The 21,606-nt window shown below is 72.5% G+C and carries 19 protein-coding genes; 7 read left to right on the plus strand and 12 right to left on the minus strand.

The genetic code is table 11. From position 1 onward, the window contains the following. Positions 1–166 precede the first annotated feature (166 nt). Positions 167–895 (plus strand): SDR family NAD(P)-dependent oxidoreductase, encoded by a 729-nt coding sequence (locus tag FHX52_RS19605; protein WP_141824061.1) that lies wholly within the window; start codon positions 167–169, stop codon positions 893–895. On the opposite strand, the gene FHX52_RS19610 is transcribed toward FHX52_RS19605, so the two are convergent. Continuing rightward, positions 867–3,080 (minus strand): acyltransferase family protein, encoded by a 2,214-nt coding sequence (locus FHX52_RS19610; protein ID WP_185747395.1) that lies wholly within the window; start codon positions 3,078–3,080, stop codon positions 867–869. The genes FHX52_RS19605 and FHX52_RS19610 overlap by 29 nt on opposite strands. A gap of 218 nt (positions 3,081–3,298) precedes the next feature. On the opposite strand from FHX52_RS19610, the gene FHX52_RS19615 reads away from it, so the two are divergent. Further along, on the plus strand, positions 3,299–3,976 hold the full coding sequence (locus FHX52_RS19615; protein ID WP_185747396.1) for a cobalamin B12-binding domain-containing protein: 678 nt from the start codon (positions 3,299–3,301) through the stop codon (positions 3,974–3,976). Positions 3,977–4,027: 51 nt separating this feature from the next. Here the strand turns inward: FHX52_RS19615 and FHX52_RS19620 are convergent, their stop codons facing one another. The 3 genes from FHX52_RS19620 to FHX52_RS19630 form a co-directional block, all read right to left on the minus strand. Beyond that, complete coding sequence (locus FHX52_RS19620; protein WP_141824064.1) at positions 4,028–5,032, minus strand: NHL repeat-containing protein; 1,005 nt, start codon at positions 5,030–5,032, stop codon at positions 4,028–4,030. A 174-nt stretch (positions 5,033–5,206) separates the two neighbouring features. Then, entirely contained in the window at positions 5,207–5,527 is a 321-nt protein-coding gene (locus FHX52_RS19625; RefSeq protein ID WP_141824065.1) for a DUF2853 family protein, read from the minus strand. Positions 5,528–5,613: 86 nt separating this feature from the next. Then, positions 5,614–6,621, minus strand: coding sequence for an ArsR/SmtB family transcription factor (locus FHX52_RS19630; RefSeq protein ID WP_141824066.1), 1,008 nt, complete (start codon positions 6,619–6,621; stop codon positions 5,614–5,616). Positions 6,622–6,680: 59 nt separating this feature from the next. Here FHX52_RS19630 and FHX52_RS19635 point away from each other — a divergent pair, with 59 nt between their 5' ends. After that, positions 6,681–7,904 carry an MFS transporter gene (locus FHX52_RS19635; RefSeq protein WP_141824067.1) on the plus strand — a complete coding sequence of 408 codons (1,224 nt, stop codon included), beginning with the start codon at positions 6,681–6,683 and terminating at the stop codon, positions 7,902–7,904. Here FHX52_RS19635 and mgtA read toward each other — a convergent pair. From mgtA to FHX52_RS19650, 4 genes are all read right to left on the minus strand, one after another. Beyond that, a complete protein-coding gene (gene mgtA / locus FHX52_RS19640; RefSeq protein WP_141824068.1) occupies positions 7,861–10,533 on the minus strand; it encodes a magnesium-translocating P-type ATPase in 2,673 nt (890 codons plus the stop codon). The two genes, FHX52_RS19635 and mgtA, sit on opposite strands and share 44 nt — an antisense overlap. Positions 10,534–10,710: 177 nt before the next feature. After that, the gene (locus tag FHX52_RS24605) at positions 10,711–13,839 is read right to left on the minus strand and encodes a helix-turn-helix transcriptional regulator (RefSeq protein ID WP_281288036.1); all 3,129 of its coding nucleotides are present in this window, start codon (positions 13,837–13,839) and stop codon (positions 10,711–10,713) included. Further along, complete coding sequence (locus tag FHX52_RS23990) at positions 13,836–13,994, minus strand: hypothetical protein (RefSeq protein WP_185747397.1); 159 nt, start codon at positions 13,992–13,994, stop codon at positions 13,836–13,838. The genes FHX52_RS24605 and FHX52_RS23990 overlap by 4 nt, the downstream gene beginning before the upstream one ends. A 162-nt stretch (positions 13,995–14,156) precedes the next feature. Further along, complete coding sequence (locus FHX52_RS19650; protein ID WP_246070281.1) at positions 14,157–14,753, minus strand: LysE/ArgO family amino acid transporter; 597 nt, start codon at positions 14,751–14,753, stop codon at positions 14,157–14,159. Positions 14,754–14,823: 70 nt separating this feature from the next. Here FHX52_RS19650 and FHX52_RS19655 point away from each other — a divergent pair, with 70 nt between their 5' ends. The 4 genes from FHX52_RS19655 (at position 14,824) to gad (ending at position 19,425) form a co-directional block, all read left to right on the plus strand. After that, positions 14,824–15,717: a LysR family transcriptional regulator ArgP gene (locus tag FHX52_RS19655; RefSeq protein ID WP_141824069.1), complete on the plus strand. Its 894-nt coding sequence runs from the start codon at positions 14,824–14,826 to the stop codon at positions 15,715–15,717. 133 nt (positions 15,718–15,850) lie between these two features. Next, positions 15,851–17,263, plus strand: a complete 1,413-nt coding sequence (locus FHX52_RS19660) for a chloride channel protein (protein WP_141824070.1) — start codon at positions 15,851–15,853, stop codon at positions 17,261–17,263. 9 nt (positions 17,264–17,272) lie between these two features. Then, positions 17,273–17,989 carry a hypothetical protein gene (locus tag FHX52_RS19665; RefSeq protein WP_141824071.1) on the plus strand — a complete coding sequence of 239 codons (717 nt, stop codon included), beginning with the start codon at positions 17,273–17,275 and terminating at the stop codon, positions 17,987–17,989. A 59-nt stretch (positions 17,990–18,048) separates the two neighbouring features. After that, positions 18,049–19,425, plus strand: coding sequence for a glutamate decarboxylase (gene gad / locus FHX52_RS19670; protein WP_141824072.1), 1,377 nt, complete (start codon positions 18,049–18,051; stop codon positions 19,423–19,425). Between the two features lie 62 nt (positions 19,426–19,487). Here gad and FHX52_RS19675 read toward each other — a convergent pair whose 3' ends face one another. The 4 genes from FHX52_RS19675 to FHX52_RS23995 all read right to left on the minus strand — a co-directional run bounded on the left by FHX52_RS19675 (position 19,488) and on the right by FHX52_RS23995 (position 21,565). After that, the gene (locus FHX52_RS19675; RefSeq protein ID WP_141824073.1) at positions 19,488–20,222 is read right to left on the minus strand and encodes a class I SAM-dependent DNA methyltransferase; all 735 of its coding nucleotides are present in this window, start codon (positions 20,220–20,222) and stop codon (positions 19,488–19,490) included. 41 nt (positions 20,223–20,263) lie between these two features. Then, a complete protein-coding gene (locus tag FHX52_RS19680; protein WP_141824074.1) occupies positions 20,264–20,686 on the minus strand; it encodes a rhodanese-like domain-containing protein in 423 nt (140 codons plus the stop codon). Next, positions 20,683–21,180 carry a cysteine dioxygenase gene (locus FHX52_RS19685; RefSeq protein ID WP_141824075.1) on the minus strand — a complete coding sequence of 166 codons (498 nt, stop codon included), beginning with the start codon at positions 21,178–21,180 and terminating at the stop codon, positions 20,683–20,685. The genes FHX52_RS19680 and FHX52_RS19685 overlap by 4 nt, the downstream gene beginning before the upstream one ends. 223 nt (positions 21,181–21,403) lie before the next feature. Next, positions 21,404–21,565 (minus strand): hypothetical protein, encoded by a 162-nt coding sequence (locus tag FHX52_RS23995; RefSeq protein WP_185747398.1) that lies wholly within the window; start codon positions 21,563–21,565, stop codon positions 21,404–21,406. Positions 21,566–21,606: the final 41 nt, after the last annotated feature.

Raw genomic sequence — 21,606 nt, forward strand, 5'->3', positions numbered from 1 at the left:
GAGCACACCTCGCGGCCAGCCGCACACCTTCGGGCAGCCGGCCCACCGTGCGCTGTGTGCGGCTGACCTCGACGTGTGCGGCTGGCCTCGAAGGGCGCGCGGTCGGCCCGGCGCGGAGCCGGCAGCTGCCCTGTTGGTGGGCGGTTCGGCGGGTGATGATGGCGACGTGACCGACCTCGCCTCTGCTCACGTCCTCGTCCTCGGCGCTACCGGAGGCCTCGGCGGCGCGATCGCGCGGAGCCTCGCCGCGGCCGGGTCCCGGCTCACGCTGTCGGGTCGCGACGAGTCCCGCCTCGCAGCCCTGGCCACAGAGCTCGGCGACGCGGTCGTCACGACGGTGGTGGCCGACCTGACCCGGCCGGACGGCCCGGCCTCGGCGGTGCGCGCCGCCCTCGGTGCTGCGTCCGGCCCGTCGCCGCGGCCCCTGACCGGCGTCGTGAACGCTGCGGGTGTGGTCGCGCTCGGGCCGGTCGAGGAGCTCGACGACGACACGCTCGACGAGGTCCTGCTCCTCGACCTCGTCGCCCCCATCCGCCTCGCCCGGGCCGCCGTCGGAGTGCTCCCCGAGGGAGGGTTCCTCGTCCAGGTCAGCGCCATCGTCGCCGAGCGGGCGATGCCGGGAATGGCTGCCTACAGCGCGGCCAAGGCGGGCCTGACCGCCTTCGACGCGGCGCTCGCCACGGAGGCACGCCGGCGCAGGATCCGGGTGCTCGACGTCCGGCCGCCGCACACCGAGACGGGCCTCACGACCCGCGCGATCGCGGGTCAGGCGCCTCGCCTGCCGCAGGGCCTGACGCCCGAGGCCGTCGCCGATCGGGTCGTCCGGGCCCTGCTCGACGACGAGCGTGACCTGCCGTCGACGGCGTTCACGGCAGCGCCCCCGACGCCTTCATGAGGTGGACGAAGTCCGGCGCGAGCTGGCGCGCGTACTGCACCGACGTGTGCAGGTAGTCGCCTTTGAGGATCGTGTCGGTCATGCCCGTGAAGAGCGGGCACCGGCCGTCGACGCAGTACCAGTGGGTCGTGTCGAGAAAGTGCGCGCCCACGACCTTCTTCTCGACGTCACGGGTCCGTGCCCACCACGCCGGTATGCCGGTGACGCACCGTCGCGGTGAGCCGCCCGGCCGGTAGCAGTCGAGGAAGGCGACACCCGGCATCGACGGCGCGACGATGACGACCGACCCCACACTGCCGCGCACCGAGGAGACGAACGCCTGGTCGGCGGCGAGCCACTCCTGCGCCGATGCCGACCCCTTCGCCCCCGACTTCAACCGCACGGCCCAGGAGTAGGTCTCGGTCATGATGAGCACCTTCGGCTTCACCCGGCGCACGTAGTCGAGCACCATCTGCCGGTGCCGGACGCACGGGATCGCCCACTCGTCCTTGCCGAAGTCGGCGTCGACGCCGTTGACCGCGCAGCCGATCTTCGTCATTCCGCGCACCTTGTACGTCGATCCGTATGCCTTGACTACCGTCGCGAGCAGCGGGATACCGATCGAGTCGCCGTAGACGATGATCTCGGGGCCCTTGCGGTTGCCGAAGGTGCACGACTCGGGGTCCGAGGCGCGGGTGGCGGTGCACGCGCCCGTGGACATGCGGGGGTCGGCCATGGTCTGCCACGCGTCGGGCGAGGGGTTGAGGTCCGACGGCCACGACGTCGAGGCGAGCGCCTCGCGAAGGCCGTCCTGCACGCGGGTCCCGGTCGCGCCCAGCGGGATCGGTGTCCAGCCGACCGGGGCGGTGGTGGTCGTGGCTGAGGGCGTCGGAGCCGTCTCCGTCGGCCTCGTGCCCGGACTCGTGCTCGAGCTCGTGACGCTGGGTGTCGGCTCCGGGGCCGCCACACCGCCGGCCGGGGGAGCCACCGCGCCGTCGACCTCCGCCCCCGACGCGACCACCGTGTCTCCGGTGAAGAGGTCTGGCCGCGTCGCCGCGGCGCCCCCGACCACCCCGACGAGCAGGACGAGCGCCAGGCCGGAGGCGAGCATGGCCCGTGGTCGGACTCGCGGTGCGTCGAGGACGGGTCGCTCGAGCAGGTGGTGCGAGATGACGGCGAGAAGCAGGGTGGCCACGAGAACCACTGCGGCCGTGGCCGATCGGCTCGCCGAGAGGAAGACGGGCACGATGACGACGAGCGGGAAGTGCCAGAGGTAGAGGCCGAAGGAGATGTCGCCGAGGTAGCCGCTCACGCGGTTGGTGAGCAGGACCGCGCCGGGCGCCGGGGCCCCGACGCCGGCGACGAGGACGAGTGCCGTGCCGACCGTCGCTCCGAGGGCGGCCGGCCAGGGCACGCCCGTGGCCGGCGACAGGAGCAGGCAGGTCGCCACGAGGGTGGTGAGGCCGGCCCACGACAGGACGGTGCGGGCTGCGGGAGCAAGGCGAACGGCATACCGGCTCTGGCTGCCGGCTGCGGCAGGGAGGGTGGCGAGGGCGGCGCCGAGGGCGAGCTCCCAGCCGCGCGTGAACGTCGAGTAGTAGGCCGTCGTCGGGTCGGCGGCGCCCTGCACGACGGCCCAGACGAGCGACGGGATGCCGACGACGGCCGCGAGGACTGCCAGCGCGATGCGGGCGCGGTGGGCGACGCCGGCGAGGGTGAGCGCGAGGACGACGAGGAGCGGCCAGGCGAGGTAGAACTGCTCCTCGACTCCGAGCGACCAGTAGTGGAGCAGCGGCGACGGCTCGGACCCGAGCTGGAAGTAGTCGGCCGACTGCTCGGCGAAGTGCCAGTTGGCAGCGAAGAACGTGGCCCAGACAGCGTCGGTCCGCACCTCCGCGACCTTGGGGGCCGCCCACGTGAACGGCGCGACCGCGAGCACCGCCCCGATGACGACGAGGGCGAGCGGCAGGATGCGGCGCGCCCGTCTCGCCCAGAAGGCGCGCAGCGAGGTGCGGCCGGTGCGCTCCCGCTCCCGGAGCAGCAGGCCGGTGATGACGAAGCCCGACACGACGAAGAAGGCGTCGACACCGAGGTAGCCGCCCTGCGGCCAGCCGAGGACGTGGAAGCCGATGACCGCGAGCACTGCCACCGCGCGCAGCCCCTGGATGTCGGCGCGCCGCTGCGGCTGCCGGGGGTTGACGCTCATGGCGCACAGCATGACCCCGGAGGGGGTGGGCGTGGGGCGTTACGCCGGCACTGCACCCGGCGACCCGGGGCGAGGTTTCTGCGAACCACCTCGGCCACGATCCGGTCACGGTGCACGATGCACGCCCCTACGCCGCCATGAGCGATGATGGAGTGGGAACCGTCCTTGACGTCGAGAATCCGGCGAGCCGTGGACCCGCACCGCCCGATCGGAGCACCATGTCCGAGCCCGACACCTCAGCGATGGTCTGGGTCGACCAGCTGGAGACCACCCTCGAGTCGTTCGACGAGGCCGGAGGCCACCGCATCCTTGGCCAGGTCTTCGACCAGCTCGACGTGGAGGACGGCCTGGCGCACGTCGTCATGCCCTACCTCCACCAGGTCGGCCAGCGCTGGGAGCAGGGCAAGATCGGGGTCGCGCAGGAGCACTTCGCGAGCAACGTGCTGCGCGTGCGCCTGTCGATGATGCTGCACGGTGAGCGTGGCGGCTCCGGCCCCGCGGCCGTGCTCGCCTGCATGCCTGGTGAGCAGCACGAGTTCGGGCTCATGGCGATGGCCCTCGTGCTGTCGCGGCTCGACTGGCAGGTCTGCTACCTCGGTGCCAGCACCCCGACGGCCGAGGTGGCGCTCGCGGCGCGCACCCTGCAGCCCGGTGCCGTCGTCCTCTCCGCGCACCGTCGCACCGCCTTCGCCGCCCACGGGCCCGCCCTGCGCCGGCTGGGACGGCACACCCCCGTCCACATCGCCGGACCGGGGGCCACCCAGGAGCTCGCCTCGCTGTGCGAGGCGCAGCTCATCATCGGCGACCCGGTCGCCGGCGCACGGGCGCTGCACGACACCTACGTCCCGAGCGGCGCCCCAGCGCGCGAGTACCTGGAAGACGACGCGGCCGGCTGACTGTCGTCAGGGGCGGCCTCGGACCGCCGTCAGACCGGCGCCGGACCCGCGTCAGACCGCCGGCAGGCGGGTGATCCAGTAGGACGCGGTGTTCGGCGAGGTCACCCCGAAGCGGGCGTTGACGGCCCAGAGCCACCCGCCGGCGAGCGTTGCGGTCGAGGGGATGTCGAGCGTCTCGTCGGTGCGGGCTCCGGTCCACTTGGCCACCCAGCCCGTCGCGGTGGGTGACAGGCGCAGGACCGAGACCTCGTACTGCCCGCTGCCGCGCACGTTGTAGAGCACGGCGCCGTCGGTCTCGAGGCCGTCGCCGCCCGTGATGACACGCCCACCGCTGACGAGGATCTCGCTCGTGACGCCGGTCGCGGGGTCGACCTGCCAGAGACCGCCCACCCGGCTGTTGTTGAGCACGATGTCACCGTCGGGCAGGAGACGGATCCCGTTGGCGTTGTTGGCGTTTCCGGTCGGGTTGCCTGGCCACGCACCCGTGAGCGGCACGAAGGCGGGCTCGCTGACCGACATCGTGGCGTGGTCGTGCGCGATGACGGTGAGGCGGTCGACGCGCGAGTCGGTGACCCACACGGCGTCGTCGGTCAGCACGAGGTCGTTGAGGAAGACCGCGCCCGGCACGACGACGTCGTGGTGCACGGCGCCGGTCGTCGCGTCGACGCACCAGACATGGCCCTCGGTGCCGGCCGGTGTCGTCACGCCGCCGACGGCCCAGACCACACCGCAGTGGTCGTCGTGGAAGAGGCCGCGCAGGGCCCGGCCCGGGGCGCCGGGGAGCAGGGTCGCGACGGTGCCGACGAGCAGGTCGCCCGTGACGATGCGCCCGTCGGCGAGCGACCCGACGTAGTAGGTCGAGCCCGGCCCGGAGGTCATGCCCTCGGGTCGGATGCCGTCGGGAAGCAGCACCGTCTCGGGTGCCGGCGAGCGGCGTCCGGCAGAGACGGCCGACGGTGCGGTGAGGGCGACGAGGGTCGAGGCGGCCGCTGTGGTGAGCAGCGCGCGACGCGACAGCCGTGGCGCATGAGTGGGGGATGGAGTGTGAGTGTCCATGACCCATCTTGCGCAGATTGTCGCGATAAATCGAGGGCAGGTCGGCCCCAGCCAGCCGTAGCCCGCAGCCCCGCGCGGGCCGACGGAGTGCTCTTTGGATTGGGTGGAGGTCGTGGGCGGGCGCCATCAGCCGTATGCCGCCCGGCCCGGCCAGGCGGCATACGGCAGGGGAGCTCAGCGGAAGAGGTCGAGCTTGCCGAACTTGTCGGCGAGCAGGTAGTAGACGGTGACGCGGTTCTTCGTGCGGTCGTCCTTGAGGGTCTGCCCGACGTCGGCGATCGCGGCGTCGAGGTCGGCGTCCGAGTCGGTGAGGGCGAGCTTCTTCTTGAGGAAGCCCTCTCTCACGCGGTCGAGCTCGGTCTTGTCGCTGAAGGCGACGAGCGAGGAGTCCCGCTTCTGGAGGGCGATTCCGCAGTGCCGCACGATTCCCTTGATCGCCGCGTCGTCAGCGTTCGGGTCGTACTTCTTGACGTCTGCTGCCCAGTCTTCTGCCATCTGTCATGCCTTCTTCCTTGAACGGTCAGGACAGGAGCGACGCTAGACCTGCGGTGTGCGTCGCGTCAGGCGAGTGGCCCGACAATTCACCAAGCATCGACGCCGACGCTGTCCCCGGCCGGGGACCCCGCACCCGCGCCGGTCGACGAGGCGACGAGGGCGTCGCCGAGCGACGTGCGCCAGTAGAGCACCTCCCGCCCCGACCTTCGCCGGAGCACGGTGCCCGCCGCGAGCAGGACCCTGAGGTGGTCACCGACCGAGCCGAGCGGCATACCGGTGCGGGCGACGAGGGCGGTCGTGCTCGAGGGCCCGTCGAGGGTGCGCAGCAGGCGGGTCCGCGATGCCCCGACGAGCTGCTCGAGGCCGTCGTCGACCCGGCCGTCCACCTGGGCGAGCGCGCCCGTGACGGGGTAGTAGACGGCATACCGCTGCGGGAGGTCCCAGCCGACCCACGTGGCCGAGCCGTGCTTCGGCACGAAGAAGAGGTCGGCGTCGTCGGCGAGGACGCGCGACGGCAGGTCGTAGCGGTTGATCCGCAGCTGCCCGTCGCCGAGCCACTCGCGGTCGCGGCCGAGGTCGCGGAGCACGGCGGCCCAGCCGTGCGTCGCGAGGCGCGCCGTGCGCGAGACGATGTCGGCGCGCAGCACCCGCTCGCGGCGAGCCCAGTCGGTGGCGAGGCAGTGCGTCCACACCCAGGCGAGCAGCTCCGTGGCGTGGCGTGCGGTGCCGGGCCGGCTGAGGATGCGCGGCAGCGGACCGCCGTGGGTGTGCCGCAGGTCGGCGCGCACCCACGCGTCGCCGAGGCGAGTGATGTGGTCGAGCTCCTCCTCGAAGGTCAGCCCCGGGCCGGTCGGCGGCACCGACAGCCAGTCGGCGATCCAGCCGGGCCGCCAGCTGTGTTCGAGCACGGCCCGCCGCGCCGGGTGCTCGTCGAGCATCGCCTCGAACGACTCGCGGTGGGCCGCCGAGAAGGCCCGTGTCATGGGGTCGTTCGGCCGGACGAGGTGGCTCACGGCCGCGGAGCACTCGATCCGCGGCGACACGACGAAGCGACTGCGCGCGAGCAGGTCGACCGAGATCTGCCACGTTCCCAAGTTTCGCCTCCACCCGAAACAATAGCGCCGGCCCCCTGTCGGCTGTCAGGCTCGAGCGAGTGAGGACCTACCGCCAGCTGTTCGCCGTGCGCGAGTTCCGCGTGCTCTTCGTCGTCCAGTGCCTCAACATCGGGGCGTATGCCGTCGCGTCCCTCGCGCTCGGCACGATCACCTTCGAGGCCACCGGGTCGACGGTGCTGACGGCGCTCGCGATGTTCGGCGCGCCGCTGCTGCGGCTCGTGGGTCAGAGCCTCTTCGGCTCGGGGTCAGACCTCGTGCGGCCACGCACGGCGCTCGTGGTCGTCGTCAGCGCGACGCTGGTCGCCGACCTGCTCCAGGCCGTCCCCGGCCTGCCGTGGGGCTGGCGCTTCGTCCTGCTCGCGCTGCCCCCGCTCGTCACGTCGGCGCTCGGCGGCAGCATGATGGCGCTCGTCTCCGACATCCTGCCGCCCGACGGCTTCATCCTCGGCCGGGCGACGATGAACATCGCGGTCGGCGGCATGCAGATCGTCGGCTTCGGCGTCGCGGGGCTGCTGCTCGTCCGCTTCACGACGACCCAGCTCTTCCTCGGGTCGGCGGCCGCGCTGCTCGTGGCCGTCGCGCTGCTGCGCCTCGGACTCGCCGACCACCCGCCCCGCGCAGCGAGGACGTCGGTCGTCAGGCGCACGCGCGAGGTGAACCGCCGGCTGCTCGGGTCGCGGGTGATCCGGCCGATCTACCTCACCCTCTGGGTTCCCAACGGGCTCATCGTCGGGTGCGAGGCGCTCTTCGTGCCGTTTGCCGGAGGCCGGGCGGGCTATCTCTTCGCGGTCTCCGCCGCAGGCATGCTCCTCGGCGACATCGTCGTGGGTCGCTTCGTGCCGACTGCCTTGCGCGACAGGCTGATCGAGCCGCTGCGCTTCCTCCTCGCAGTGCCCTATCTGGCGTTCTTCCTCGTCCCCTCGTTGCCGTATGCCGCCGTGCTGGCCTTCGTGGCCTCGGTGGGCTATTCGGCCAGCCTCCCCCTGCAGGAGCGGCTCGTGACCCACACCGACGGCGAGATGCGCGGTCAGGTCTTCGGGCTGCAGAGCACGGGCCTCATGGTGGGCCAGGCCGTCGGTGCATTGCTCGGTGGTGCGGCGGCCAGTGCCCTCGGCGTGGGGCCGGTGGCAGCCGCGCAGGCCATGGGTGTGATGGCGCTGGCGTCGGTCCTCGTCTCGGTCGCGCTCGTCCCCGGGCTGCGGCGGTCGCGCCTGACCGTCAGGGGTGCGCCGGTCTCCTCCGCCGCCGGGCACCTGCGCTGAAGCGGGCCGCGCGCCTCCTCACGAAGCGGTCTGCGGTGTCGGTCGGGGTCGGGGCGGGCGTCTGCGGCGTCGGTGCCTGCGCGCGGAAGGACTCGCGGTAGAACCAGCGCTTGCCCACCTCGACGAGGGCGAGGTAGCAGACGACCATGACGACGAGCGCCGCGAAGAAGCCGCCGGGCAGAGGCGCGAAGCCCAGTGGCCCCGCCAGGGGAGTGGCGGGCAGGACCGCGCCGACCGTCACGACACCGAGGGCGGCCAGGGTCAGCGGCAGGCTCGGGCGGCTCCGGAAGAACGGGATGACGCGCGTGCGGATGGCGAAGATGACGAGGGTCTGCGTCGCGAGCGACTCGACGAACCACCCCGTGCGGAAGAGCTCCGGCCCGGCGTGGAAGCCCCAGAGCATGACGGCGAAGGTGAGGAAGTCGAAGACCGAGCTGAGCGGCCCGAAGAGGAGCATGAAGCGGCGGATGAAGGCGATGTCCCAGTGCGACGGGCGCAGCAGCTGGGCGCGGTCGACGTGGTCGGTCGGGATCGCCAGCTGACCGGTGTCGTAGAGGAGGTTGCCGAGCAGGATCTGCGACGGCAGCATCGGCAGGAACGGCAGGAACATCGAGGCACCAGCTGCGGAGGCCATGTTGCCGAAGTTGCTCGACGTGCCCATGAGGACGTACTTCAGGGTGTTGGCGAAGATCCGCCGGCCCTCCTCGACGCCGTCGGCGAGCACGTCAAGGCTCTTCTCGAGGAGGATGACGTCGGCTGCGTCCTTGGCCACGTCGGTGCCGGAGTCGACCGAGATGCCGACATCGGCGGCGTGCAGGGCGAGCGCGTCGTTGACGCCGTCACCGAGGAACGCGACCCCGCCGCCACCGTCGGTACGGTGCGCCTTGACGATGCGGGCCTTGTGCTCCGGGCTGACCCGGGCGAAGACCGTCGTGCCGTCGACCGCCTCGGTGAGCGCTGCGTCGTCGAGGGAATCGATCTGGGTCCCCGTCAGCGGGTCGCCGCCGGGCAGCCCGAGGTCGGCGCAGACCTTGGCGGCGACCTGCGCGTTGTCGCCGGTGACCACCTTGACGCGGATGCCCAGCTCGGTGAGCCGGCCCAGCGCCGCTGCGGCGTCGGGCTTCGGCGGGTCGAGGAAGACGAGCAGCCCCCGCAGCTGCAGGTCGTGCTCGTCGGACGGGACCGGCGGACCGTCGCGGTCGATCTCACGAGTCGCGACGGCCACGACCCGGTTGCCTGCATGGAACTCGGCGTCGAGGGCGCGACGGCTCGCCCCGTCGACCCCGACGCATCGCTCGAGCACGGTCTCGGGGGCGCCCTTGGTGACGAGGGTGAGCCGGTCGTCATCGTCCCGGACGACGACCGAGAGCATCCGCCGCTCGTGGTCGAAGGGCAGCACACCGCACAGCTGGTGGCCGGCGACTGCCGCGCCGGCAGACGCGGTCGCCGGCGACTCCCACAGCGCCTGGTCGAGAGGGTTGGCCGCGACGTCGGTCCCGTCGGTGCTGACCTCGGTGCAGAGCAGCCCCCAGCGCAACACGGTGTCGGAGCGGTTGTCGCCCGCGGGCACCGCTCGGGCGTAGTCGATCCGGCCCAGCGTCAGCGTGCCGGTCTTGTCGGTGAAGAGCAGGTCGATGTCGCCGAGGTCCTCGATGCAGACGAGCCGCTTGACGAGCACCTTGCGCCGCGCGAGGTGCCGCGAGCCGGCGGCAAGGCTCGTCGAGACGACGGCCGGCAGCAGCTGCGGGGTGATGCCGACGGCGATGGCGAGCGAGAAGAGCAGCGCGTCGATGATCGGCTTGTCGAGGATGACGTTGATGACGAAGATCGACGTCGTCAGGGCGCCGGCGACATAGACGAGCAGCATCGAGAAGCGCCGGAGCCCGACCTGGAAGGGGGTGTCGGCCTGGTGCGTGTGCAGCCCTGCCGCGATGGCGCCGAACTCGGTGCGCGAGCCGGTCGACACCACGACACCTCGCCCGCTGCCGGCGTGCACCACCGTGCCCATGAGCGCGCAGCCCGCGAGCTCGGCGAGCGATGCCCCCTCCGGGGTCGGGCCGGTGTCCTTGGCCACAGGCTGCGACTCACCCGTCAGCACCGACTCGTCGCACTCGAGGCCGGTGGCGGACAGCAGTCTCAGGTCCGCCGGCACGATCTCGCCGAGGCGCAGGTCGACGAGGTCGCCGGGCACGAGGGCGGTGACGTCGAGCGAGCCGGCGCGCCCCTCGCGCAGCACGACCGCGGTGTGGGTCACCTGCGAGTGGAGCGACGCAGCGGCCTTCTCGGCGCGGTACTCGTTGACGAAGCCGAGACCGACGGAGGCGACGACGATGAGCCCGATGATGGCGGCGTCGGCACCCTCGCCGACGAAGGCTGACGCGAGGGCGGCGACGAGCAGCAGCCCGAGCAGCGGCGAGCGCAGCTGGTGCCACAGCACGGGCAGCACCCGCGCGTCGTGCGAGGCGATGGCATTGGGTCCGACCGTCCGTCGCCGCCGCACGACCTCGGCGTCGTCGAGTCCCCGGTGCTCGTCGACCCTGAGCGAGCGCGCGACCTCGGCTCCCGTGCGGGTCGCTGCCGCCCGTATGCCGGCCGACGCGTCCGCGTGCACGAGCGGGGCCACCGTCATGCCTCCATGCTCCTCCTGCCGCCCGAGGGATCGGCCCGCTTCGTGGCGCGCGTGAGGAGGGCCTCAGCAGTGCTCCGGGGCGCCTGTGTCATGCCGGACGCACCACTGGCTGTGCGTCTGGCAGGACACCGGTCGGTGCTGCGCCCACCCCGTGCGCACGCCAGCACAGCGGCGGGGTCAGGGCACGAGACCTCGCCGCCGGGCGATCGCGGCCGCCTCGGTGCGTCCGGAGGCGCCGAGCTTGGCGAGCAGGTGGGAGACGTGCACGCTCACCGTCTTCGTGCTGATGAACAGCTGTCGGCCGATCTGGCCGTTGGTCAGGCCCTCGGCCAGCAGCCCCAGCACCTCGACCTCCCTGGGCGTCAGAGCGGTCTCGACGCTGCCCGAGGGAGCCGATGCGGGATGCAGCGCGTCGAGCTCGGCGAGCAACGGAGCCGCGCCGAGCGCCACCGCGACCTCGCGGGCCTCTGCCGCGACGGCTCGGGAGGCGGCGTCGCCACCTGCTGCGTGCAGCGCCGCTGCGAGCCGTGCGCGCGACCGGGCCGCCTCGAAGACGTGGCCGTAGCGGTCGAAGGCCGCCACGCTGCCGCGCCAGGCGTCGACAAGGTCGCCGGCCGACGGGGTCGCGCCGTCGTCCGTCGACAGGGCCGCGCCGTCGCCCGCCACCCGGTCGAGCTCGTCGAGCGGGTTGAGGTGTTCGAGGCCGGCGAGCTCGGCCTCGAGCCGGGCGAGCCACGCCCAGGCCTCACGGCTGGTGTCCTCGAGCTGCTCGAGCGTCGAGCGCTCGTAGGCCGGCCGGTCGGCCACGTCCGCGTCGCCGGCCCGGGCGAAGGCGATGGCCCGGGTCCCGAGCCGTCGCGCGACCTCGACGGCACGGCGTCGTGGAGCCGGGTCGAGGTGCGCGACAGCGCTCGCCACCGCTCCGGCAACGAGCGCGGCGAGGCGCACGATCGCGAAGTAGTCGCCCCACGCCCGGTCGAGCGCGCGCTCGGCGTCCTCCGCCAGGTCGAGGGCACCCGCGAGATCTCCGGCCTGCGCGAGCAGGTCGATCCCGGGCATGACGGTCAGCACGACGCAGAGGCCGTCGACGGGCCACCACTGCCGCAGCTCGGCGATCACGGCCGGCTCGACGGGCTCGCCGCGGCCGGCGCTGACCGAGAGCAGCGCCCCCGTGAAGATCGAGCGGCCGGGCTGCGGAGCGGGTGCACCGGTGAGGCGCAGCCGCTGCGTGGCACCGTCCCAGTCGCCGAGCTCGTATGCCGTGAGGCCCGCGAGCAGGCGGCACTCCTGCCCCCAGGGTGCCCACTCGCGGTGCATCTGTCGGGCGACCGCGGCGCCGGCGTCGTACTGCGCGAGCGCAGCGGGCAGGTCGCCGCGCCGGTGTGCGATCGAGGCGAGCTGGTGCAGCACCCTCAGGCGCAACGGGTCGTCGCCCGGCAGCTCGGCGGCCACCGTGCGCAGGTGCGCCTCCACGGCGTCGAGGTCCTCCTCGGCCTCGAGCACCCGCGCCATGATCGTGCGCACCTCGGCCTGCGCCCGCTGGAGCCCCAGGCGCTCCGCCAGCATCGACACCTCGGTGCCGACGACGGCGGCGTCCATGTAGTGGCCGATGTCGACGAGGGCCTGGAGCCGGGCGACGAGCACCCGCACCCGGCGCTCGTCGGCCACCTCGCCGATGAGGGCCATCGCCTCGTCGGTGAGGTCGATGGCGTGGGTGGGCAGGTCGAGCATGCGGGAGCGGATGACGAGGGTGGCGAGCAGGTCGGCGCGCATCTCCGGGGCCTGCGCACCGCCGGGGTGGTCGAGTCGGTCGCGCAGCAGGTTGATGGCGCGTACCGGCTCGCCCGCGAGCATCGCCGCGGCCGAGGCCCGCAGGGTCAGCGCGTCACGCTCGGGGTCGTCCTCGCCGACCCAGTCGAGCGCCCGCTCGAAGTGCTGCAGCGCGTCCTGCGGACCGCCCATCGCCATCGCCGACTCGCCCGCAGCCCGGCTCGCCGCGACCGCCGTCGGCAGGTCACCGACGGCTGCGGCGTGGCGGGCGAGCTCGGAGGCCGGGGCGAGGTCGGGGCGCTCGGCCAGCACGGCGGCATACGCCCGGTGGAGGCGCAGCCGCTCGCCCGGCAGGAGGGTGTCGGCGACGGCCTCACCGAGCAGGGCGTGACGGAAGGTGTAGGCGGGCGGCCACGACGCCTCGAGCACGTGCCGCTCGACCGCCTCGGCGACGGCCGCCTCGAGAGCCTCGTCGGGCAGCCCGGCGACGCGCGACAGCAGCTCGTGACCGACGTGCTGGCCGCCCTTGAGCGCGATGACGCGAAGCACGCGCTGCGTCGTCTCGTCGAGCTGGTCGACGCGGGCGCGCAGGACCCTGCTCAGCCCGCCGGTGAGCGACTGGCCGGCCGCCGCGCTCGCGACGAGCTCCTCGGCGAAGAAGGGGTTGCCCTGGGCGCGGCGGGTGATCTCCTCGACGGTCACGGCGTCGTCGGGTGCGCCCTCGAGCCCGGAGACGAGCTCGTGCACGGCAGCGGCGGGCAGCGGCGCGAGGTCGACGTGCCCGAGCCCGGCGATGCGGGCCCACACCGCGAGGGTGTCGTGCAAGGGGTGCCGCCGGTGCAGGTCGTCGGAGCGGTAGCTGACGACGAGCCCCACCGCCGTGGCGAACCCGCGGGTGAGCAGGAGGGTGAGCAGGTCGCGCGAGGAGTGGTCGGCCCAGTGCACGTCCTCGACGACGACGAGGGTCGGCTGCGCGGCTCCGCAGGCGGTCAGCAGGGCGTGCACCGCCTCGGCGACCTGGCCGGGGTCGGTGGAGCCGCCAGATCCTGTCGGGGCCGTCGTCGAGGCCGCGAGGGCCTCGCCGCGCCCCGGCAGGAGGTGGCGCAGGCTCGGGTGCGTCGCGAGCACGTGGTCGACGACGTCGGGGTGGGCGGCGTCGAGGGCGCCGATGAGCTCGACGAAGGGGAGGTAGGCGAGCGAGCTGCCGGCCTGGCCGACGCAGTGGCCGACGGCCGTCGACCAGCCCGCGGCCTCGGCACCGACGAGCAGCTGCGCGAGCAGGCGCGACTTGCCGATGCCGGCGTCACCCGACAGCACGACGACGCCCCCGGGCTCCGCGCCCCCTGCGGGGTGGAGCCCGACGGCGTCGGTGAGGTGGGCGAGATCGGCGTCGCGGCCGATGATCGAGCCGGTGCGCAGCGGCATACGCGGAATCATCGCGTAGTCCGCTGACAGCGTCACCGGCATTGCGGGCACGACGGGTGCCGTTGGAGCGAGCGGCGCCAGCCGCGCGGCGGGCGCCGTGGCGGCGCTCACCGGCGGTAGCCGGGGTCCAGCTCCTCGCGGCTGTTGCGCGCCAGGGTGCGGCGCACGATCTCGAGCGACGAGTCGCGACGGACCGGGCGACGGGCGGGGTAGCGGGTCGCCATCTCGGCCTTGACGAGGCGGAAGTCGGTGTAGGTGGTGATCATGATGAGTCCTCTGCTCGTGTCCTTTGTGCTGACACGTCCAGAGTCGGCGTCTGAGGTAGCGCCCCACATCGGGAGGACGTCGTATTCGCAAGGGTGCCGGCGACCGAGGCAGCACCTGAGGTAGGGCTGAGGTAGTGCTGAGGTAGCGCCTTGGCCGGCGCCTCAGCCGAGCAGCAGGGCAGCTGCGATGACGAACATCACGAGCCCGATGACGACGTCGAGCACCCGCCACGTGCCCGGCCGGGCGAAGAGCGGCGCGAGCACCCGCGCGCCGTAGCCGAGCCCGGCGAACCACACACAGCTCGCCAGGGCGGCGCCCGCCGTGAACCACCATCGTCCGGTGGGGCCGTGCTGGTTGGCGAGCGAGCCCACGAGCAGCACGGTGTCGAGGTAGACGTGCGGGTTGAGCCACGTCAGCGCGAGCACCGTGGCCAGCACGCTGCCCCGGGTGCCGACGGCCGCGCTCGCCACGAGCGTGCTGGGTCGGCGGGCGCGCCACAGGCACGTGATGCCGAAGCCGACGAGGTATGCCGCCCCGACCCACCGCACCCAGATGAGCAACGCGGGGTGCGCGGTGACGAGCCTCCCGACGCCGAGGACGCCTGCCACGACGAGCACCGCGTCGGAGAGGGCGCAGACCGCGACGACGAGGCCGACGTGGCGGCGGGTCAGCCCGATGCGCAGCACGTAGGCGTTCTGCGCGCCGATGGCGACGATGAGCGAGGCCATCGTGAGGAAGCCGGGCAGGAGGGAGGTCACCCTGTCGACGGTAGGGGTCGGGTCTTGTTGAGGGAAGCGAAGGTTTCTGATGCTTCATTAGCATTGCTTCATGCGTCTGCAGACCGACCAGCTCGCTGCCCTCCTCGCCATCGTCGACACGGGCACCTTCGAGGCGGCTGCCCGGCGCCTGCACGTCACCCCCTCGGCGGTGAGCCAGCGGGTCAAGGCGCTCGAGTCGGAGGTCGGGCACGTCGTCGTCGTGCGGGCCGCGCCCTGCCGCGCGACCCCGACGGGGGAGTCGCTCGTGCGGCTGGCCCGTCAGCAGGCGCTGCTCGCAGCCGAGACCGTGGCCGAGCTGGCGCCGCGGCAGAGCGAGCGCATCGACCTTCCCGTGGCGGTTAACGCCGACTCGATGGCGACGTGGTTCGGCAGGGTCATCTCGGGGTGCGCGGACTGGGACGACGTCGTGCTGCGCCTGCGTGTCGAGGACCAGGACCACTCCGCCCGGCTGCTCCGGTCGGGCGAGGTGCTCGGTGCTGTCACCTCGGATCCGACTCCGGTGCAAGGCTGCTCGACCGAGCCGCTCGTGACGATGCGCTACGTCCCGGCTGCCACACCCGCCCTCGTCGAGCGCCATCGCGCTGGCAGGGGCATCGACTGGGCGACGGCGCCGGTGGTGCGCTTCAACGACAAGGACGACCTCCAGCAGCGCATCCTCGACCGGCACGGCGTCGTCGCAGCGCCCCCGACCCACGAGGTGCCGGACGGCGCGGGCTTCGTCACCGCGGTGAGGGCCGGCCTCGGCTGGGGGGCGCTGCTCACGACGCAGCTCTCACCCCTGATCGCGAGTGGCGACCTCGTGCGCCTCGGGTCACGGGACCACGTCGACGTGCCGCTCTACTGGCAGCGGTGGCGGTTGCCGTCGGCCCATCTCGACCGGCTGAGCGACCTCCTGCGGCGTGAGTCCGCACGAGCTGGCCTGCGTCCTCGACGTGGTGGCTGATCGGTGGCCGTGCGGTGGGTCACCCGTCGTTTTGCCGATCGGCCACGGGCGGGCGGGATGCGGCGTTAGGTTGGCACTGAATGCACGTCCCCGCCGCGAGCGCCGAGCTCGCTCGTGTGAGGAGGCTCCCGGGGTGACTGACGCGACCGCGCCGACCGGCGCACCACCCGCTCTTGACCCAGCGAGCATCGTCCGGTCCAAGGAGTATCTCTCCGCACTCGTGCTCGCGGCGCTCCTCGGCATCCCGATCTCGGTGGTGGCGTACGGCTTCCTCGCCCTCGCCGGGTGGTTCCAGACCTACCTCTTCGACGACCTCCCCACGGGGCTCTTCGACGGGGCTGCGCCGGCCTGGTGGCCCGTGCCCTGGTTGGCGCTCTGCGGGCTGCTTGTCGCCCTGACGATCAGCCGCCTGCCGGGCACCGCGGGCCACTCGCCTGCACTGGGGTTCCAGACCGGCACCGGGCCCGCCCTCGGCCGCGACCTGCCCGGCATCATCATCGCCGCCCTCGCGACCCTCGGCCTCGGCGCGGTGCTCGGACCGGAGGCGCCGCTCATCGCGATCGGCGGTGGGCTCGGAGCGCTCGCGGTCCGTCTCGTGAAGCGCGACGCGCCGCCGATGGCGGTGACGATCATGGCCTCCGCGGGCAGCTTCGCCGCCGTCAGCACGCTGCTGGGGTCGCCGCTGCTCGGCGCCTTCCTCATCATGGAGGCAGCCGGCATCGCGGGCGCGACCCTGAGCCTCGTCGCCCTTCCCGGTCTGCTCGCCTCCGGCATCGGGGCGCTCGTCTTCGTGGGGATGAACGCCTGGACCGGCCTGGGCACCTTCTCCCTGGCGCTGCCCAGCGTTCCCCCGGGGCTGGCGCCCACCATCCCGTCGATCCTGTGGGCGGTGCCGGTCGGCATCCTCGGTGCGCTGCTCGCGTGGGCCATCCGCTGGGTCGCGCTCAGCGTGCGGCCGCACGTGCACCGCAACCGCGTGCCGGTGACGGTGGTGCTCGGCGTGCTCATCGGCCTCTGTGCAACGGCGTTCCAGGTGATCACGGGTCACCCCTTCACCCAGGTGCTCTTCTCCGGGCAGGACGCGCTGCCCGAGCTCGTCGCCGACGCAGCCGGCTACTCGCTCGGCGTCCTGCTGCTCCTCGGCCTCTTCAAGGGCATCGCCTACGGCCTGTCCCTGAGCGCCTTCCGCGGTGGCCCGGTGTTTCCGGCCATGTTCATCGGCGCGGCGCTCGGCATCGCGGTCAGCGGCCTGCCCGGCATGGAGCTGGCCGCCGCCATCGGCACGGGCATCGGTGCGATGTGCTGCGCGATGCTGCGGCTGCCCCTCACCTCGGTCCTGCTCGCGACCCTGCTCATGGGGGCTGACGGGCTCACGATCACCCCGCAGGTCGTCGTCGCCGTCGTCGTGTCGTTCGTCGTCACGGCCGTGCTGCCGACACCGGGGCCGCCCCAGCCGGCGGGGCCGCACGACCCGGCAGCTGCGGGGTCGTCGGGCGAGCCGTCGTCACCTTCCGCCGGGGCTCACCGGTCGGTCGAGGCCGACTGAGGAAGCCGGATGACCGCGCGACCCGAACGCCTCAACGCGACCATCGCGTGGCTGTTCATGGTCGGCTCCGCATGCTTCGTCCTCGGCTCCGTGCCGGCCTACCTCAACGCCATCGGGGGCTGGGTCGACGGCATCACCTACGTCATCGGCTCGGTCTTCTTCACCAGCGCCTCGTATGCGCAGCTCGTCCAGTCGCAGAGCCCTGCCATGACCGCGGTCGACGAGGTGACGCAGCACGAGCCGGCTCGGGTGCGCCTCTGGGGCTGGCTGCCGCATGACCGTGCCTGGCTCGCCGCTGCCGTCCAGTTCCCCGGCACGGTGTTCTTCAACATCAGCACGGTGGCGGCGCTGACGCACAACGCGACGGCGGCCGAGGCCGACCGCTACGTGTGGCGCCCCGACCTCTTCGGATCGGTGCTCTTCCTCGTCTCGAGCGCGATCGGCATCCTCGCGGTCTCGCGCCGGTTCTTCAGCGTGGAGGCCAGGTCGATGCCGTGGCGCATCGCCTGGGTCAACATGCTCGGCTCCGTGCTCTTCATGGCTTCTGCCGTGGCGAGCTATGTCGTGCCGAGCACCGACGAGCTGCTGGGGGCGCACCTCGCCGTCGCCGGCACCTTCTGGGGCGCCGTGTGCTTCCTCGTCGGTGCCGCCCTCATGCTGCCCGCCTGGCGCCGGGCCGTCACGCCCGCGGGCGCCGTGGCACCACCTCGCCCGGGCACTGCCTGAGCCCGACCTCGATCGAGCTCGCCCCCGACCTCGAAGCCCGTCCATCCAAGGAGAAGAGCATGGCCACACCGTCCGAGATCAACGCCGCCGCAGCCCTCTACGGCAACCGCTTCGTCACCCAAGAGGTGCCCAGCCGCGAGTTCCCCGACTCCGGGATGACAGCGGTCGACGCCATGCGGCTCGTGGCCGAGGACCTCGCGCTCGAGGGCGACCCGGGCCGCAACCTCGCCACCTTCGTGACCACGTGGATGGAGCCGGAGGCGCAGCGCATCATCGCCGACAACCTGCACCGCAACTTCATCGACCACGCCGAGTACCCCCGCACGGCCGAGATCGAGCAGCGATGCATCCGCATGCTCGCCGACCTCTTCCACGCCCCGGGTGAGACGACGGGGGCGCGGACGCAGGGCTCGTCCGAGGCGATCATGCTCGGCGCGCTGTCGCTGAAGTGGAACTGGCGCACGCGGCGTCAGGCCGAGGGCGGGTCGACCGACCGGCCGAACCTCATCTTCGGCGGCGACGTGCACGTCGTGTGGGAGAAGTTCTGCCGCTACTTCGACGTGGAGCCGCGCATCGTGCCGCTCCAACCCGGCAAGTACACGATCGGGCCCGAGGACGTCGCGCCGCACATCGACGAGAACACCATCGGCGTCGCGGCCGTGCTCGGCACGACCTTCACCGGCCACAAGGACGACATTGTCGGCATCAACGACCTGCTCGTGCAGCTGAAGCAGGAGCGCGGCCTCGACGTTCCGCTGCACATCGACGGCGCGAGCGGCGGTTTCGTGTGGCCCTTCCTCTACCCGGACTCGCCCTGGGACTTCCGGCTCGAGCAGGTGCGCTCGATCAACGTGTCAGGACACAAGTTCGGCCTCGTCTACCCCGGCATCGGCTGGCTCATCTTCCGCGAGGTCGCCGACCTGGCCCCCGACCTCGTCTTCATGGAGAACTACCTCGGCAAGACCGACTCCACCTTCACGCTCAACTTCTCGACCGGGTCGGCGATGGTGCTGGCGCAGTACTACAACCTCGTTCGCTACGGCCGCGAGGGCTACACCTACATCATGCGCAACATGCAGGAGAACGCCCGCCTGCTCGGCGACAAGCTCGAGGCCATGGGCCGCTTCGAGCTGATCGGCCGCGACGAGGAGCAGCTTCCGCTCGTCGCCTTCCGGCTGACCGGCGACCACCCCTACAACGAGTTCGACATCGCCTGGCAGCTGTCCGCCGAGCGCGGCTGGATGGTCCCGGCATACACCCTGCCTCCGGATGCCCAGGACGTCACGATCATGCGCGCCCTCGTCAAGGAGACGATGAGCCGCGAGCACGTCGACACCCTGGCGCGCGACATCGAGGACGCGTGCACGACCCTCGCGGCCAAGGGCGGGGCGCACGAGTCGGAGCGGGCGAAGATGGTCGTCGGCCCCGGCCACTGAGACGGGGTGCGTCTGGGGCCGTCCAGCTCCAGCCCCCAGCGCCAGACCTGGACCCGGCCTCGCTACGGCTTGCGCCACACCGAGACGTAGCTCTCGCTGTCGGAGGTGAAGGGGCTGCGCGTCCAGTCAGCCCAGCGGTGATCGAGCTCGAGCCCGGCGAGCTGCGCCATGAGGTCGCACTCGCCGGGCCAGATGTAGCGGAAGTTGCTGGCGCCGTAGCGGATCGAGCCATCAGGCTCCGTCGTGTAGTGGTGCGACGTGCCCTGCTGCGTGGCGAGGTCGTAGGTGTCGAAACCCAGGTGACGCTCGCTGATGTCGAAGGGCACCCCTGCCTGCCCCGGCGGGAAGCGCCGCAGGGGCGGCACCCACAGCTCGATGACGAAGCGCCCTCCGGGCCGCAGGTGGCGGGCGGCGTTGCGGAAGCACGCGACCTGCTCCGCCTGGGTGCGCAGGTTGCCGATGGTGTTGAAGACGAGGTAGACGAGGGCGAACTCACCGGGGACCGTCGTCGTCGCCATGTCGCCGACCGTGACGGGGAGGGTGGCCTCGTCGACCTTCCGCCGCAGCTGGGCGACCATCGGCGCCGACAGCTCGATGCCGGTGACCGCGACGCCGCGGTCAAGCAGCGGCACCCCGACGCGCCCCGTGCCGATGGCCAGCTCGAGCGCCGGGCCGGAGCCCGCGAGCTCGGCGAGGACGTCGAGCGTCGGGCCGAGCACCTCCGGCGCGAACATGTCGGCCGCGGCCTCGTCGTAGCGCTGGGCGGTGGCGTCGTCCCACAGGTCGCTGCTCGTCATCCGACCGATCCTGACGACCGGTGCCGCACCGTGTCGAGCGGTTATCGGTCGTCGTCGCCGCCGGTCACGGGCTGCACTGGGTCCTGCCAGGCCCGCCACGCGGCATACCCTCCGATGACGTCGGTGGCGCGGTGGATGCCGAGCTCCTGGAGGGCGGCGGCGGCGAGGCTGGAGGTGTAGCCCTCCTGACAGAGGACGACGACCTCGAGGTCGTGGTGCGCGAACGGGAGTGCGGCGTCGCTCGCGGGGTCGAGGCGCCACTCGAGCACGTTGCGCTCGATCACGGTCGCGATCGGCAGCTCGCCCTCCGCGGCCCGCTGCGCGGCCGGACGGATGTCGATGACCACGGCACCACGGCGGTATGCGGCGTCGGCCTCCTCGGGCGTGAGGCGGCTCAGCTGTGAGCGCGCCTCCGCGAGCACCTCGTCGATCGTGCGGGGACAGCGCGGCGAGCCGGCTGTCACCAGTCCACCCCGACGCGCGCCTGCTCGATCGGCTCGAGGACGCCGCCGACGTCCTGGTAGTTCGTCATGGCGGTGAGTTTGGGGGCGTAGACGTGGAGGCTGACGGCAGGGTCGGGGCCGACGTTGGTGACGCGGTGCAGGTGGCGCGTGCCGAAGGTGCGCTGGTCGCCCGGGGTGAGGCGCACGCCCGTCGCGGGGATGCGCCGCGTGCCGTCGAGGTCGGTGGCCTGGCGGTAGCCGGCCACCTCCTCGGTGAGCACCCCCTGCAGGACGACGAACGACCCGGCACTGCCACCGTGGTCGTGCCACGGGGTGCCCTGCCCGGGCAGCCACGTGAGCAGCCACGCCTCGTGGTCGGCATCGGCGTGCAGCTGTGCGTAGTAGCGCGAGATGGGGTCGAAGTCGACGAGGCCCTGCCACAGGGTGCGCTGGCGAGCCAGGCGGCGGGCGGTGTCGGCGAGGTGGACGGAGGTGCGCTGGGCGCCGCGGGACATGGTCGTGCCTTTCGGTCAGGTGAGGGAGCAGGTGGTGGGAGCGGGGTCGTGCCGGCCGGTCAGGCGGGCATTCGACATCGCTCGGTGGCACCTGATGTCACATAACCAAGGCTTTGCATGGTCACAACGCTAACTTATGAGCGGGACGCCTGCAACCGCGTACGGCGATGGGGGCGCCAGGGGCGCTGGGCGGGCGGCTCGGCGGGGCCGCTCAGCGGTCGGCTCAGCGGTCGGTGGTGAGGTCGTGGAGTACGCGGTCGATGTCGTGGTCGACGTCGAGGTCGGCACCGAGCGGAGCCCGGGGCAGACCGGCCGTGCGGCGGTGGTGCGGCGCGAGGGCGACGACGAGGGCGATGAGGGCTGCGAAGGCGATGATGATGTCCATGGCAGAAAGTCTGCGCTCGTGCAGATTCCGCCACCAGTGGC

Source organism: Humibacillus xanthopallidus, from assembly GCF_006717145.1.
Taxonomy (GTDB): domain Bacteria; phylum Actinomycetota; class Actinomycetes; order Actinomycetales; family Dermatophilaceae; genus Humibacillus; species Humibacillus xanthopallidus.